Origin of the sequence: Bacillus sp. UNC125MFCrub1.1, assembly GCF_000701305.1 — a bacterium.
In the GTDB taxonomy this organism is placed as follows: Bacteria; Bacillota; Bacilli; order Bacillales; family Bacillaceae; genus Bacillus; species Bacillus altitudinis.
The window spans coordinates 703960-718728 of sequence record NZ_KL370769.1 but is presented as its reverse complement, the minus strand read 5'-3'; the positions used below and the strand labels follow the sequence as shown (position 1 = coordinate 718728).

The 14769-nt window shown below is 40.9% G+C and carries 14 protein-coding genes; 10 read left to right on the top strand and 4 right to left on the bottom strand.

Features of this window, described 5'->3' with window-relative positions; all coding sequences use genetic code 11:
• Positions 1 to 109: 109 nt before the first annotated feature.
• The 4 genes from N521_RS16385 (at position 110) to lepB (ending at position 4462) form a co-directional block, all read left to right on the top strand.
• A complete protein-coding gene (locus tag N521_RS16385) occupies positions 110 to 865 on the top strand; it encodes a DeoR/GlpR family DNA-binding transcription regulator (RefSeq protein WP_008345143.1) in 756 nt (251 codons plus the stop codon).
• Positions 862 to 1773 carry a 1-phosphofructokinase gene (gene pfkB / locus N521_RS16380; protein WP_017367166.1) on the top strand — a complete coding sequence of 304 codons (912 nt, stop codon included), beginning with the start codon at positions 862 to 864 and terminating at the stop codon, positions 1771 to 1773. Before N521_RS16385 ends, pfkB begins: the two co-directional genes overlap by 4 nt.
• A gap of 13 nt (positions 1774 to 1786) precedes the next feature.
• A complete protein-coding gene (locus N521_RS16375) occupies positions 1787 to 3679 on the top strand; it encodes a PTS fructose transporter subunit IIABC (RefSeq protein ID WP_017359405.1) in 1893 nt (630 codons plus the stop codon).
• Positions 3680 to 3889: 210 nt separating this feature from the next.
• Positions 3890 to 4462, top strand: coding sequence for a signal peptidase I (gene lepB, locus N521_RS16370; protein ID WP_035392647.1), 573 nt, complete (start codon positions 3890 to 3892; stop codon positions 4460 to 4462).
• Positions 4463 to 4525: 63 nt separating this feature from the next.
• Here the strand turns inward: lepB and N521_RS16365 are convergent, their stop codons facing one another.
• Positions 4526 to 4801: a hypothetical protein gene (locus N521_RS16365; protein ID WP_008345136.1), complete on the bottom strand. Its 276-nt coding sequence runs from the start codon at positions 4799 to 4801 to the stop codon at positions 4526 to 4528.
• Positions 4802 to 4945: 144 nt separating this feature from the next.
• On the opposite strand from N521_RS16365, the gene N521_RS16360 reads away from it, so the two are divergent.
• Complete coding sequence (locus N521_RS16360; RefSeq protein ID WP_017359403.1) at positions 4946 to 6565, top strand: ABC-F family ATP-binding cassette domain-containing protein; 1620 nt, start codon at positions 4946 to 4948, stop codon at positions 6563 to 6565.
• A 40-nt stretch (positions 6566 to 6605) separates the two neighbouring features.
• Here the strand turns inward: N521_RS16360 and N521_RS16355 are convergent, their stop codons facing one another.
• From N521_RS16355 to mreBH, 3 genes are all read right to left on the bottom strand, one after another.
• Positions 6606 to 7838 (bottom strand): aminopeptidase, encoded by a 1233-nt coding sequence (locus tag N521_RS16355; RefSeq protein ID WP_008345134.1) that lies wholly within the window; start codon positions 7836 to 7838, stop codon positions 6606 to 6608.
• 106 nt (positions 7839 to 7944) lie between these two features.
• Positions 7945 to 8076: a protein YkpC gene (locus N521_RS19705; protein ID WP_003210922.1), complete on the bottom strand. Its 132-nt coding sequence runs from the start codon at positions 8074 to 8076 to the stop codon at positions 7945 to 7947.
• Between the two features lie 74 nt (positions 8077 to 8150).
• Entirely contained in the window at positions 8151 to 9158 is a 1008-nt protein-coding gene (gene mreBH / locus N521_RS16350) for a rod-share determining protein MreBH (protein ID WP_017359401.1), read from the bottom strand.
• 276 nt (positions 9159 to 9434) lie between these two features.
• Between mreBH and N521_RS16345 the strand changes: the two genes are divergently transcribed.
• The 5 genes from N521_RS16345 to ade all read left to right on the top strand — a co-directional run bounded on the left by N521_RS16345 (position 9435) and on the right by ade (position 14715).
• The gene (locus N521_RS16345) at positions 9435 to 9713 is read left to right on the top strand and encodes an AbrB/MazE/SpoVT family DNA-binding domain-containing protein (protein WP_008345129.1); all 279 of its coding nucleotides are present in this window, start codon (positions 9435 to 9437) and stop codon (positions 9711 to 9713) included.
• Positions 9714 to 9857: 144 nt separating this feature from the next.
• The gene (locus N521_RS16340; RefSeq protein WP_008345127.1) at positions 9858 to 11147 is read left to right on the top strand and encodes an ATP-binding protein; all 1290 of its coding nucleotides are present in this window, start codon (positions 9858 to 9860) and stop codon (positions 11145 to 11147) included.
• Between the two features lie 27 nt (positions 11148 to 11174).
• Positions 11175 to 12017, top strand: coding sequence for a gamma-glutamylcyclotransferase family protein (locus N521_RS16335; protein WP_017367171.1), 843 nt, complete (start codon positions 11175 to 11177; stop codon positions 12015 to 12017).
• Positions 12018 to 12054: 37 nt separating this feature from the next.
• Positions 12055 to 12723 (top strand): potassium channel family protein, encoded by a 669-nt coding sequence (locus tag N521_RS16330; protein ID WP_008345123.1) that lies wholly within the window; start codon positions 12055 to 12057, stop codon positions 12721 to 12723.
• A gap of 261 nt (positions 12724 to 12984) precedes the next feature.
• Positions 12985 to 14715, top strand: coding sequence for an adenine deaminase (gene ade, locus N521_RS16325; RefSeq protein WP_017367173.1), 1731 nt, complete (start codon positions 12985 to 12987; stop codon positions 14713 to 14715).
• Positions 14716 to 14769: the final 54 nt, after the last annotated feature.

The following is a 14769-nucleotide window of genomic DNA, read 5'->3' as shown; positions in this document are numbered from 1 at the left end:
TTGATAGTTATTGAATGTATTTGATTGTTTTGTATTGATAATGTTGAAAAAAGCGATTACAATAAAGGTGCGCGCAAAATGAATACGTTTTCAAAAGGGGGTGTTTTCAATGCTCACACCAGAAAGACATCAACTCATTATCGACTATTTAGAAGAAAACGATGTCATCAAAATACAGGACTTAACGATTATGACGGATGCGTCTGAATCTACAATTAGAAGAGATTTATCAGCCCTCGAAGAAAAAGGCTTTCTTAAAAGAGTTCACGGAGGAGCTGCTAAAATATCTAGTATTCGTCTTGAACCAGATGTGTTTGAGAAATCTGCCAAAAACCTTCATGAAAAGTCATTGATTGCAGAGGCAGCTGCATCACTTTTAAAACAAGGCGATTGTATTTACTTAGATGCTGGTACGACAACACAGCAAATGATTGACTTTATCGATCCAGATCAAGATATCGTGGTGGTGACAAATGGTGTCATGCACATTGAAGCACTCATGAGAAAAGGCATTTCTTTTTACCTGATAGGCGGATCAGTGAAACATCGAACAGGAGCCATGGTGGGAGCCGCAGCTTTGACAGCTATGGAAAATTACCGTTTTGACAAAAGCTTTGTTGGGACGAACGGCATTCATCCCGAGGCAGGGTTTACAACACCTGATCCAGAAGAAGCGCTCATTAAAAAAAGAGCCATGAAGCAGGCGAAAAAAACCTACATCTTAACAGATGCCTCAAAGTTTGGCGAAATATCGTTTTCAACCTTTGCTAGTTTACAGGAAGCCACCATTATCACAAACGACGCAAAAGAGGATTCATTCGATAATTACCATGAAAAAACGGTTATAAAGGTAGTGAAAACATGATTTATACAGTTACTTTAAACCCATCAGTTGATTACATCGTACACGTGGAGGATTTTGCGGTCGGCGGTTTAAATCGTTCAACCTATGACAAAAAATATCCAGGTGGTAAAGGAATCAATGTCTCAAGGCTTTTAAAACGGCACGGTGTTGAATCAAAAGCACTTGGATTCATTGGCGGTTTTACAGGCAAATATATTCAAGACTTTTTACAAAACGAACAATTACAAACAGCCTTTCATGAGGTGTCAGAAGATACACGTATCAATGTGAAACTAAAAACAGGCGAAGAAACAGAAATCAACGGGCTCGGTCCAAGTATTACTGAAGCACAGTTCGATTCGTTTTTATCCCAATTCACTTCATTAACAGAAGGCGATGTCGTTGTATTAGCAGGTAGCATTCCTTCTTCACTGCCTCATAACACATATGAGCGCATTGCTGAGGTATGTGCGAAGCAAGGGGTAAGAATAGTACTTGATATTTCTGGAGAAGCCTTAAAAAAAGCAGCAGATCTGAAACCATTCTTAATGAAACCAAACCATCATGAGTTAGGTGAAATGTTTGAAACCAGTATTTCATCTGCAGAAGAAGCCATTCCTTATGGGAAAAAGCTGTTGGAACAAGGTGCTGAACATGTCATTGTATCTATGGCTGGAGACGGCGCTCTCTTATTCAGTAAGGAAGGGATCTTTCAATCTAATGTTCCAAAAGGCAAGCTGATCAACTCAGTTGGTGCAGGGGATTCAGTCGTTGCAGGATTCTTAGCTGGCGTTTCTAAAGGCCTTTCCATAGAAGAATCATTTAAGCTTGGCGTCACATCAGGAAGTGCTACAGCATTTTCTGAGGAACTTGGAACAAAAGAGCTTGTCGATACATTATTGCCACAAGTAAAAGTCACACGCATTTAAAGGAGGAGTCATCATGAAAATTACAGAACTACTCACGAAGCATACGATTAAGCTTCAATTAGACAGCCAGCAAAAAGAAGCCGTTATTGAAGAACTGGTCACTGTATTAGATACAGCTGGTAAATTAAATGATAAAGAAGGCTACAAAGCAGCTGTTGTTAATCGTGAAAAACAAAGCTCTACGGGAATTGGAGAAGGAATTGCGATTCCTCATGCGAAAACAGCAAGTGTGAAAGAACCTGCCATTGCATTTGGCCGTTCAACAGCTGGTGTAGACTATGAATCATTAGACGGACAGCCAAGTCATCTTGTCTTTATGATTGCAGCAACTGAAGGCGCAAACAACACGCATTTAGAAGCACTTTCTCGTTTATCCACACTTCTCATGCGTGAAGAGATCCGAAAGCAGCTTCTTGAAGCGGCTACTGAAGATGAAATCATTGAAATTATCAATACACATGATAAAGACGATGAAGAAGAAGAGGAAGTCAAAGAGGAACCGGCTGCACCGGGAAAACCTGCTAAAATTTTAGCGGTGACAGCTTGTCCAACAGGCATCGCGCATACATTTATGGCCGCAGATGCTTTGAAAGAAAAAGCAAAAGAAATGGGCGTTGACATTAAAGTTGAGACAAACGGCTCTAGTGGAATTAAACATGCCCTTACAGCAAAAGAAATTGAAGAAGCGCCAGCTATTATTGTGGCAGCTGATAAACAAGTTGAAATGGAACGCTTTAAAGGCAAACATGTCATTGAAGTACCTGTGACAGCTGGAATTCGCCGTCCGCAAGAATTGATCGAAAAAGCCATCAATCAAGATGCGCCGATTTATAAAGGTTCAGGCGGCAGTTCTTCAAAAGATGAAAATGAATCGTCAGGTAAGGGAAGAAGTGGATTCTATAAGCACTTAATGAGCGGTGTAAGCAACATGCTTCCGTTTGTTGTTGGGGGCGGTATCCTCGTTGCGATTTCATTCTTCTGGGGAATTAACTCAGCTGACCCTAAAGATCCTTCTTTCAATTCATTTGCAGCTGTATTAAAAGGGATTGGCGGAGATAATGCACTTGCCTTAATCGTTGCTGTATTAGCTGGATTTATCGCAATGAGTATTGCAGACCGTCCGGGTTTTGCACCAGGTATGGTTGGCGGATTCATGGCCTCTGCAGCAGGTGCTGGATTCTTAGGCGGATTGATTGCTGGTTTCCTTGCTGGTTACATCGTGGTGCTGCTCAAAAAAGTATTCACTTTTGTACCACAGTCGCTCGATGGTATTAAACCAGTTCTGCTCTATCCATTGTTCGGTATTTTCTTTACAGGGATTATCATGCATTACATCGTCAACACACCTGTTAAAATGGTGATGGACGGATTAACACACTGGCTTGAATCACTTGGTACTGGAAACCTTGTATTAATGGGGATTATTTTAGCTGGTATGATGGCCATTGATATGGGTGGTCCGATTAACAAAGCGGCCTACACATTTGGTCTTGCGATGATTGCTGCTGGCAACTATGCACCGCATGCTGCGATTATGGCAGGCGGAATGGTGCCGCCGCTAGGAATTGCCCTAGCGACAACAATCTTTAGAAACAAATTCTCTAAACGTGACCGCGAGGCAGGTATTACATGTTACTTCATGGGAGCTGCGTTCATTACTGAAGGGGCGATCCCGTTTGCAGCGGCAGATCCTCTGCGCGTCATTCCTTCAGCTGTGATTGGTGCAGCAGTTGCAGGTGGATTAACAGAATTCTTTAGAGTGACGCTTCCTGCACCGCACGGCGGACTATTCGTTTTCTGGGTAACAAACCATCCAGTTCTTTACGTCATCAGCATCTTAATCGGTGCCATTGTTACAGCGCTACTTCTCGGAATTCTAAAAAAACCAGTCCGACAAGAAGCTTAATTTGAAAAGAAGCATCGTGAAGAGCGGTGCTTCTTTTTGTTTAATCATCAGCAAATTAGGAAAAAATATCTAATTGAATGGTTGTCTTGTGAATTTTTAAATGACATGTGATAAAGTAAAGTTATTCAATTCACGTTTCAAGTCTTTTAGCAGAAAGTCTTAGGAGGAAGCAGTATTTTGAACGAAGAAAACAAACAAAACGAAAATGACATTCAATCTGATGAGAAACAAGCCAAAAAAGAGAAGAAAAGTTCTCTGTTTGAATGGATCAAAGCCATTTTAATTGCACTTGCCCTCGTCCTCATCATCCGTACGTTTATTTTTGAGCCGTATGTGGTGGAAGGAGAGTCAATGGAACCAACCCTTCATGATGGAGAAAAGCTGTTTGTTAACAAAACCATCAACTATCTCGGTGGAGTCAAACGTGGTGACATCGTGATTATTAATGGAAAAGACGGTCAGAAAATTCATTATGTCAAACGATTGATCGGCCTTCCAGGCGACACGATTGAAATGAAGGATGATACGCTTTACATTAATGGTAAAAAAGTAGATGAGCCTTATTTAAAAGAGAACAAGGCACATGCCAAAGAGTATGAGGTACATTTAACAGGAGATTTTGGTCCAGTGAAAGTACCTAAAAACGATTACTTTGTTATGGGTGACAACAGACTGAATTCTATGGACAGTCGAAATGGACTCGGACTCATTGAAAAGGATCGGATTGTCGGCACATCAGAATTTGTTTTCTTCCCATTTGGCGATATTCGACAAACACAATAAATACACCTTTCTCAATGCGTAAGAAAGGTGCTTGAATGGACGACCCTTCATGTAGGGTCGTTTTTAATTTGGTGTGAGCATCGTGACAATGATGACAATGGCCAAAACAGAAGCGAAAACGGACCCAGTAATCGCCAAAACAGAACGGAATAATCCAATTTTCACATTGTCTTTTCCGCGCTTTTGTAAAAAGCGTTTTGAAAAGATATGGACCAGTGTGTAAATGAGGACAAGCCCAATATAAAGGCCAAAGTCTCTTGCATTAAAGCCAGTCGCCGATAAATAAATGCCCATAAAGAAAATCAATAAACAGTATTCCATGAGTGTGAGTAATCTCAAATCGCCCGAACTCCTTCAACAAAAACATTCCCACTTATTATACCATATTGGACAAAAAGCCTTTGTTCTTAGTGAGAGACGTTTCTATCAATCGTTATTCATGTTATACTTCATATTGATGAATGAGTGATGGAGGATTAATAAATGATTGCAGTGAATAATGTTAGTTTGCGATTTGCTGATCGTAAATTATTTGAAGAAGTAAATATTAAGTTCACTCCTGGCAACTGCTACGGACTAATTGGTGCCAATGGAGCTGGTAAATCAACGTTCTTAAAGATTCTTTCTGGAGAAATTGAGGCTCAAACGGGCGATGTTCATATGAGTCCTGGTGAACGTTTAGCGATTTTAAAACAGAACCACTTTGAATACGAAGAGTTTGAAGTGTTAAAAGTCGTCATCATGGGTCACAAACGTCTATATGATGTGATGCAGGAAAAAGATGCGATTTATATGAAACCTGATTTCTCAGATGAAGACGGGATTCGTGCAGCAGAGCTTGAAGGTGAGTTTGCTGAGTTAAACGGATGGGAGGCGGAAAGTGAAGCTGCGATCCTATTAAAAGGTCTTGGCATTCCAGAGAGCCTGCAATCGAAGAAAATGTCTGAGCTTGGCGGATCTGAAAAGGTAAAAGTGCTTTTAGCACAAGCTTTATTCGGTAAACCTGACGTTCTACTTCTCGATGAGCCAACGAACCACTTGGACTTACAAGCCATTCAGTGGTTAGAAGAGTTCCTCATTAACTTTGAAAATACCGTCATCGTCGTATCGCATGATCGTCATTTCTTAAACAAAGTATGTACGCATATTGCAGACCTTGACTTTGGAAAAATTCAAGTGTATGTCGGAAACTATGATTTCTGGTATGAATCAAGCCAGCTGGCATTAAAACTCAGCCAGGATGCCAACAAGAAAAAAGAAGAACAAATTAAGCAGCTTCAAGAATTCGTTGCTCGGTTCAGTGCGAACGCATCTAAATCTAAGCAAGCGACATCAAGAAAGAAATTGCTTGATAAGATTTCGCTAGATGACATTAAACCATCTTCTCGTAAATATCCTTATGTTCATTTTGCGCCAGAGCGTGAAATCGGAAATGATGTCCTTCAAGTAGAAGGTCTATCAAAAACGATTGACGGTGTAAAAGTACTGGATAACGTCAGCTTTATTATGAATCGTGAGGATAAAATTGCGTTCTTAAGCCGTAATGAGCTTGCTGTCTCTACTTTATTTAAAATCCTTGCTGGTGAAATGGAGCCAGACAGCGGGACGTTTAAATGGGGCGTGACAACATCTCAAGCCTTTTTCCCTAAAGACAATAGCGAATACTTTGAAGGAAATGATGTCGATCTAGTGGATTGGCTTCGTCAATATTCTCCGAATGATCAAAGTGAAAGCTTCCTGCGTGGTTTCTTAGGCCGTATGCTTTTCTCTGGGGAAGAAGTGAAGAAAAAAGCAAGCGTCTTATCAGGTGGAGAAAAGGTTCGTTGTATGTTATCAAAAATGATGCTGTCTGGAGCGAATATTTTGCTGTTAGACGAGCCGACGAACCATTTAGACCTAGAGTCCATCACAGCGCTGAATAACGGTCTAATGAGCTTTAAAGGGGCTATGCTCTTCTCATCTCATGACCATCAGTTTGTTGAAACAGTTGCAAACCGTATTATCGAAGTGACGCCAAATGGCATCGTTGATAAACAAACAACTTATGATGAGTTCTTATCAGATCAAGAGATTCAAAAAAGACTACAAGAGCTGTATGCATAAACATAAAGAAAAGACATCCACATGAGGATGTCTTTTTTCTTTAAAAAGCCCAATTTCCATTTCGGAAAATCGGTTCGCGTTTACCATCTTTTGTGATTCCATCAATATTCATTTCCTTTGAACCAATCATGAAATCGACGTGTGTAATACTGCTGTTCACACCCGCTGCGTCTAATTCCTCTCGTTTCATCTCTTTACCGCCTTCGATATTAAATGCATAACCGCTGCCGATGGCAAGGTGGTTGGATGCATTTTCATCGTAAAGTGTATTGTAATAGAGGATATTTGAGTTAGAAATTGGTGAATCATCTGGTACAAGGGCAACCTCACCTAGATAATGTGAGCCTTCATCTGTTTCAACGAGAGAGGTTAAAATGTCTTCGCCCTCTTTTGCTTTCACATCTACAATACGCCCATTTTCAAAGGTTAACGTAAATTCATCGATAATGTTTCCTGCATAACTAAGTGGTTTTGTGCTTGAGACAGTCCCGTTTACACCATCTTTTTTAGGTACGGTAAAGACCTCTTCTGTCGGCATATTGGCCATGAATGATACGCCGCGTTCACTCACGCTGCCAGCACCTACCCAAATATGCTGTTCTGGAAGTTCAATCGTTAAATCTGTACCTGGTGCTTCATAGTGCAGCTTGTGGTAGTGACGTTCATTTAATACTTTTACTTTTTCATTTAGTGATTCATCATGCTTTTTCCACGCTTCAACAGGATCTGGCTGATCAGCGCGGGCGACTTTAAAGATTTGGTCCCATAATAATGCAACAGCTTCTTCATCTGCATGCTCAGGGAAAATCTTTTTCGCCCAATCTTTTGATGCAGCACCGACGACTGTCCATGCAACTTTGTCAGATTGAACGTATTGACGATATGTATGAAGTGCTGAACCTGCAGCTTTTTGCTGTGAAGCAATTTTTTTCGAGTCAATGCCACTTAGAAGATCAGGGCTTTCTGACAAGATCGTAATAAAAGCACCGCCACGTTTTGCGATGGTTTCCATCATCTGTGCTTCCCATTCTGGAAATTGCTCAAACACATCTTGTGGGGCATGTTCATATTTTAAACGGGTAAGAACACCATCACTCCAGCGGATATGTACGTTTTTCGCTCCGCGCTCATATGCGTGTTTTGCCACAAGGCGGACAAGATCTACAGATTCAGTGAACGCAGATACGACCACTTCTTGACCACTTTGAACATTTACACCTACTTCAACGATGGTTTTTGCATATTGATCTAGTTGTTTTTCGAATGAACTCATAAAAATCCCTCCTTTAGTCATGTTCATCATATCAGATTTAAGACCGAAAAGGAAAATAGGGAGCCGTCCCGAAGCAAAATAAAAAAGCCGCTTTCGTGCGGCTTTTTTAGCGGTTCAGTTGTTTCACAGGCTGTGCATTAGAAGGGGGCATATGTGAAAACGACAGGCTCATTCCTCCTAAAATAATACCGGTTAAAATGACTGTGACAACGACCCGTTTACCTAAATCAAGCAACATGTTCTTCCTCCTTCACGTTTATCCATTCATCACGATATGATCGAAATGATGAAAAAAGAAGTAGAACATGAAGATTATTTTAATGTTTTTTGCAATTTGTCGATGACTTCTAATGAACGACCTGTTCCAATTGCGACAGATTCAAGAGGATTTGCTGCGATATGAACTGGGACGACAATTTCTTGAGATAGCCATTCTTGAATGCCGTTTAATAGTGCACCACCGCCAGTTAGAATGACGCCGCGATCTACGATATCACCACTCAGTTCTGGAGGGCTGTCTTCTAATGTAGCCCGAATCGCCTCTAAAATATGAAGAAGTGATTCACGCATAGCACCTTGAATTTCTGTTGATTCAAGTGTAATTGTTTTTGGAAGACCTGTGACAAGGTCGCGTCCACGTACTTCTAATGACTCAGGTTCGTGTTCAATGAGTCCATAACCAATTTCCATTTTTACCTGTTCAGCTGTCCGTTCACCGATCAGTAAATTGTATTTCTTTCTCACAAAAGTAATGATATCTTCATCCAGTTGATCTCCGCCAATTCGGATCGAGTGGCAAGAGACAACCCCGCCAAATGAAATGATCGCTACCTCTGTCGTTCCTCCGCCAATATCTACAACGACGTTGGCAACAGGCTCGTCCACCGGGAGATCAGCACCGATTGCAGCTGCGACGGGTTCTTCAATTAAATGCACATGCTTTGCCCCGCAATTTTTGACAGCATCGCTGATCGCGCGGCGTTCGACAGCTGTTGAACCTGATGGTGTACAAACAACCACAGTCGGCTTTCTAAAGGTAAACCCAATATTTTTTCCTGCTTTTTTCATAATTTGTTTGAGTAAATCGGTTGTCATATCATAATCAGCGATGACACCATCTTTCATCGGACGGATCGCTACAATTTTTCCAGGTGTTTTCCCAATCATCTCTTTTGCTTCTGACCCCACTGCAAGGACAGTTTTTGTTTCCGTATCTACTGCCACAACGGATGGTTCATTGAGAATAATTCCTTTATTTTTACTGTAAACCAATATGTTAGCTGTTCCTAAATCAATTCCAATTTCGGCATTTTGAAACATGTTTTCACCCAATCTCTATTTTTGCTGTTTTAAACAATTTTACATTTAAAAGTTCAGAGGGTTGAGGTCATTTGTGGGGGTTTGTGATCACCTTGAAATGAATCTGTAAAATTCAAGTCTCATTTTGACATTCACAATAAATTTTCCCTTTGGTTTTTCGATTTTGAAAAAAATTTTTATGCAGGAGAAACCTTTTAAGAATCTCTTACGTCTACGATATATCAATTGGTGAAAAACAGATTGATCTTGAGCTAATGAAAGAAAGAGGGAACGAAATTGAAATCTATCGGAGTTGTAAGAAAAGTAGATGAACTAGGGCGTATTGTGATGCCAATCGAATTGAGAAGAGCACTTGATATCGCTATTAAAGACAGTATGGAATTTTTTATAGATGGAGAGAAAATCGTCTTGAAAAAATATCAGCCAGAGGGCGTCTGCCTGATGACTGGTGAGATTACTTCTGAGAACCACGAGTATGGAAATGGTCAAATTACATTAAGCGCTGAAGGCGCAGAACTGCTGCTAAAAGAGCTTCAAGAAGCCCTTCAGCAGTAAATAAAAATAGCCTGTTCTCTCCCATTGTGCTGAGAGCAGGCTATTTTTTCTAAAAAAGTTCCTAAAAAATGCCGCATCTCCCTCAAAAAATAAGTGGAAAATGGTACAATTGACAAAGAATCTCAGGGCGGCAGGTGGAATTATTTGAACAAAACATATCAAGTACGGATCCTGTTATCCGTTCTTGCATTTATATTAATTTTGAGCTGGGATTTCTTTTATTATCTTAGCGGCTATCACATTAATTGGCCGCTCGATCTAGCCTTTACAGTCGTTGTTTTGGTCGGTATTTGGGTCATCTCAGGCCATGTGGACCGGCTGAATTTACTTGTCTCAGATTTAAATAAACGAGAAAAAGAAGCACACGAACTGACAGAGCGGCTGAATCGAATAACAGATAACTTGCAAGAAATCGTCTTTGAAACCAATGAAAAAGGTGAAATCATTTTTTTAAATCAAGCATGGAAACAAATGACGGGTTACGACATAGAGGAGTGTCTAGGTACGATGTACAATCAGTACTTTGATCAAGAAGAGCATGTCGTTCAGCATTTGTTGTCTGTGATCAAAGAGCATAAGGATGAGGGGCGGGTGGAGCTACAGCTTCTCCATAAAGAAGGAAAAAAGGTATGGGGAGATGTGCATTATAAGCTTTATTTCGATGAACAGCACCAGTTTACTGGAGGTATTGGAACGGTTGCAGATATCACGAAACAAAAGCAGGCAAAGCTTGAACTTGAAAGATCAAATCAGCAATTGCAAATGCAGGCACAAAAGCTGGCTGTTGCAGGACAAATAGCCGCTGGCATTGCCCATGAAGTCAGAAATCCGCTCACCTCAGTCAATGGATTTTTGCAGCTGATGAAAACGCAATATCCTGAAAGAACCGATTATTTTGATATCATCTTTTCTGAAATTAAACGCATTGATTTTGTTTTAAGTGAGCTGCTTGTCTTAGCAAAACCTCAATCGATTCAATTTCAAGAAGTACAGCTCCATGATTTGCTAGAGCAGGTGATTACCTTATTAAACACAAATGCCGTTCTTTCAAATATTGATCTCAAACAGCCATTTAAAAAGCAGGATGCTGGCACGATATTAGCAGACGCCAATCAAATGAAGCAGCTGTTCATTAACTTAATCAAAAATGCGATCGAGGCAATGCCTGAAGGCGGCAGTATATACATATCAACAGAAAAAGTGATGAATGAATGGAAAATCACGATTCAAGATGAAGGAAAAGGAATGTCCGAAGAGGACATTCTGAAAATATATGATCCTTTCTTTTCGACTAAAAAAGAAGGTACAGGACTTGGTTTAACGATCTGTGCGACGATCTTAAAAGATCACCATGGAAGAATGGATGTAAAGAGCGAGCTCAGCAAAGGGACGGCTTTTGATATTTACTTACCTGTGTATCAAAAAAGCAGATAGTAGCAAGGTGAGAGGATGTGATGTGTGATGACGAAGGAGACAAAAACGTTATTTGTGTATGGGACACTTTTAAAGCACGAAAAGTATCACGAGACATTGATGAAAGAAAGCAGTCCATTAGCAGCATCTGCTTGGATAAAAGGGAGACTGTACGATACAGATGAGGGTTACCCTGTGTGTGTTGTCTCGGAACAAAACACAGTATATGGAGAATTGTATGAGGTCAGTGATGAAACGCTGCATAAGATAGATGAGCTAGAGGAAGGGTATGACCAGCAGGAAATAGAGGTTATGACAGACCAGGGGCCAAGGGTTGCCGTTGCTTATACAATAGGTGAGCAGAAGGCATCGAGTCTGAAGGAGATTGAAAGCGGCTGCTGGAAGTCATATCAACTATGGGAGCGCAAACCGTCTTCCTTCTATTATTTTGCCTATGGGTCCTGCATGGATGATGCAAGGTTTAAGCTTGCGAAAGTAGATCATTATTTTAAACAAATCATCGGCGGCGGCACACTTGATCGTTTTACCACAAGGTTTACATTGGTGCGTCCTGATGGATCAAGAGCAGATATGGTAGAAGACGGCGGAGAAACAGAGGGTGTTCTATATGAAGTGCCTTTTGATGCCATTCGTTATTTGTACAAACGAGAAGGTGTAAATGAAGGGACTTATCGTCCAGCATTTGTCGATGTCACAGTAGGTGATCAAGTGTATGAGGACTGCTTAACGTTTCTCGTTTTAAAAAAGAGCGAAGAAATTGCGCCTCCTGGTCATTATCGCAGTGAAATCGAAAAAGGAGCAGACCTTTACTTAAGTGAAGCGTTCCGCAAAAAAATACGGTCGCATATGGATTCATTAATCAAACCGTAGTAAAATGCATGGTAAGTGATATAAAAGGAGTCTGAACATGAAAAAGGAATATGCAGTCATTGGTCTTGGACGCTTCGGCGGAAGTATCTGCAAGGCGCTAAGCGAAGAAGGACTTGAAGTCATGGCCATGGATATGAATGAAGATCGTGTGAACGAATATGCTAAAATTGCATCACATGCCGTGATTGGTGATTCGACGGACGAATCTGTTTTAAAGAACCTAGGCATTCGCAATTTTGATCATGTGATCGTGGCGATAGGTGAAAACATTCAGGCGAGTATTTTAACAACGATTATGCTGAAAGAACTTGGTGTCAAAATGGTCACAGTGAAAGCTCAAAATGACTACCATGAAAAGGTTTTGAATAAAATTGGTGCGGACCGTATTGTCCATCCTGAACGAGACATGGGCAGACGGATTGCACATAAAATTATTTCTAACAACGTGCTTGATTATTTAGAGCTGTCAGATGAGTACAGCCTTATTGAAATCGTAGCCAATAGCAGACTTGCTGGGCACTCTTTGTTAGATCTCGACATTCGTGCAAGGTACGGGATCAATATCGTGGCAATTAAGCGCGGGAAAGAAGTGATCGTTTCACCGCTCGCAGATGAAATGATTCAAAAAGAAGATATCCTCATTGTCATTGGGGCAGTGGCAGATATCGGGCGCTTTGAAAAACGGGAAATGCAGAACGACTATTAAACACTCCGAGAAGGGGTGTTTTTTGCTTTAGAAGTGTACATATGGGGCGGACATTGTGGGAGGAACAAAGTGGAAAAGAGCCGTTTACTTTCTAAAAGAACAGCAAAATAGAACATGGTTATTTTTCAGCCAATTATCACTATTCAGAAATAAAAATCAATCTTTTGATATGGTTGATTTTCTCTAAATGTCATTGACTGGACAAACAGATTCGTTTACGATAAGAAACATTATATTGTTTACTCGGAGGAGGCAGTGTCGTTGGATAAGGAGCTTTTCAGACATCAAATTGAGGTAGCTGCAAAGAGAAAAAAAGCAGCCCTAGTGATTAAACATGCGAAGGTTATGGACGTGTTTAACCAGGAATGGATAGACGCTGATGTCGCTGTTGAAAATGGAAAAATAGTAGGAATTGGGGAGTATGAGGGAGAACAGGAGCTGGATGCAACAGGTCAAATGCTTGTTCCCGGTTTCATTGACGGCCACGTTCATATCGAATCCTCGATGGTGACTCCTGCTGAATTTTCCAAAGCTGTCGTTCCTCACGGCGTGACAACTGTTGTAACAGACCCGCATGAAATTGCCAATGTATCCGGTGTTGCAGGTATCCGTTTTATGCTCGAAGAAGCGAGAAAAGCTGCTCTAAATATATATTTCATGCTGCCATCCTGTGTACCGGCAGTCAGCTTTGAACGATCAGGTGCTACACTAAAAGCAAAAGATTTAAAGCCTCTTTATCAGGAGAAAGAAGTGCTTGGTCTTGCCGAAGTGATGGATTATGTCGCGGTGGAACAAGCGGAAGAAGATATGCTTCAAAAACTGCTTGATGCTCAACATGAACATAAACTCATTGATGGCCATCTAGCAGGATTAACGGACCGATTAATTAATGTGTACCGAACAGCTAATGTCCAAACGGATCATGAGGTGACAACAGCTCAAGAGGCCCTTGAACGTGTCAAAAGAGGCATGTATGTCATGCTCAGAGAAGGCTCTGTTGCTAAAAACGTGAAAAACGTATTACCTGCTGTCAATGAGAAGAATGCGAGACGCTTTTTCTTTTGTACGGATGATAAACATTTAGATGATTTAATGGCTCAAGGAAGTATTGATGAACAAGTACGGATGTCGATACAAGAAGGATTGGACCCCTTTTTAGCATATCAAATGGGAAGTTTAAATGCAGCGGAGTGTTTCGGTCTCAAAACAAAGGGAGCGATTGCGCCAGGCTTTGACGCAGACTTTATGCTCATTTCTGACTTACATGAGGTAGGAATTACAAGCGTCTTTATCGCAGGAGAATTGGTCTCTGAACATGGAGAATATTTGCCAAGTGTCGACAAGATCACGCCAAGTTCTTCGCTCATGCAATCGGTACATGCAGTGGACGTTCAAGAGAAAGATCTAACGCTGCCTATAACAGATCACCAAAAGATGAATGTCATTCGCATTATACCGAATCAGCTTGAAACGAAATTAGAACAAATATCTCCTTCTGGTAGCGATGGACAATTTACGAGTGATATTGATCGAGATGTATTAAAAATAGTGCTTGTCGAACGCCACAAAGGTCTATCTGAAATTGGAATAGGGGTTGTCAGCGGATTCGGCTTAAAAGAGGGGGCAATTGCAACAACAGTTGCCCATGACTCGCATAACCTAATTGCCGTTGGAACAAATGATGCTGATATGATCAAAGCCATTGAAACGTTAAAAGAAGCAGGGGGCGGTTTGACCGTTGTAAAAGACGGAGAAGTTCTTCATACGCTTCCATTACCGATTTCCGGTTTATTATCAGATCAACCTGCACATGCGGTCAATGAGAGCCTTCATGCACTCCATGATGCTTTAAAGGAAACAGGCTTTGTCTTAGACTTTAATCCGTTTTTGACATTATCCTTTTTGGCACTGCCAGTCATTCCTGATGTGAAAATGACAACACAAGGATTGTTTGATGTGAGAAGTTTTCAGCATCTCCCGATTCAATCGTAAAACAATGACTGAACCCGCACGTATCGTACAGATATGCGGGTTTTTTTATTGCGC

What these genes read in the sequence shown, in the direction of transcription:
- N521_RS16385 (WP_008345143.1), top strand. Translation starts at nt 110, where the DNA reads ATGCTCACACCAGAAAGACATCAACTCATTATCGACTATTTAGAAGAA.
- pfkB (WP_017367166.1), top strand. Translation starts at nt 862, where the DNA reads ATGATTTATACAGTTACTTTAAACCCATCAGTTGATTACATCGTACAC.
- N521_RS16375 (WP_017359405.1), top strand. Translation starts at nt 1,787, where the DNA reads ATGAAAATTACAGAACTACTCACGAAGCATACGATTAAGCTTCAATTA.
- N521_RS16360 (WP_017359403.1), top strand. Translation starts at nt 4,946, where the DNA reads ATGATTGCAGTGAATAATGTTAGTTTGCGATTTGCTGATCGTAAATTA.
- N521_RS16355 (WP_008345134.1), bottom strand. Translation starts at nt 7,838, where the DNA reads ATGAGTTCATTCGAAAAACAACTAGATCAATATGCAAAAACCATCGTT.
- N521_RS19705 (WP_003210922.1), bottom strand. Translation starts at nt 8,076, where the DNA reads ATGTTGCTTGATTTAGGTAAACGGGTCGTTGTCACAGTCATTTTAACC.
- mreBH (WP_017359401.1), bottom strand. Translation starts at nt 9,158, where the DNA reads ATGTTTCAAAATGCCGAAATTGGAATTGATTTAGGAACAGCTAACATA.
- N521_RS16335 (WP_017367171.1), top strand. Translation starts at nt 11,175, where the DNA reads ATGACGAAGGAGACAAAAACGTTATTTGTGTATGGGACACTTTTAAAG.
- N521_RS16330 (WP_008345123.1), top strand. Translation starts at nt 12,055, where the DNA reads ATGAAAAAGGAATATGCAGTCATTGGTCTTGGACGCTTCGGCGGAAGT.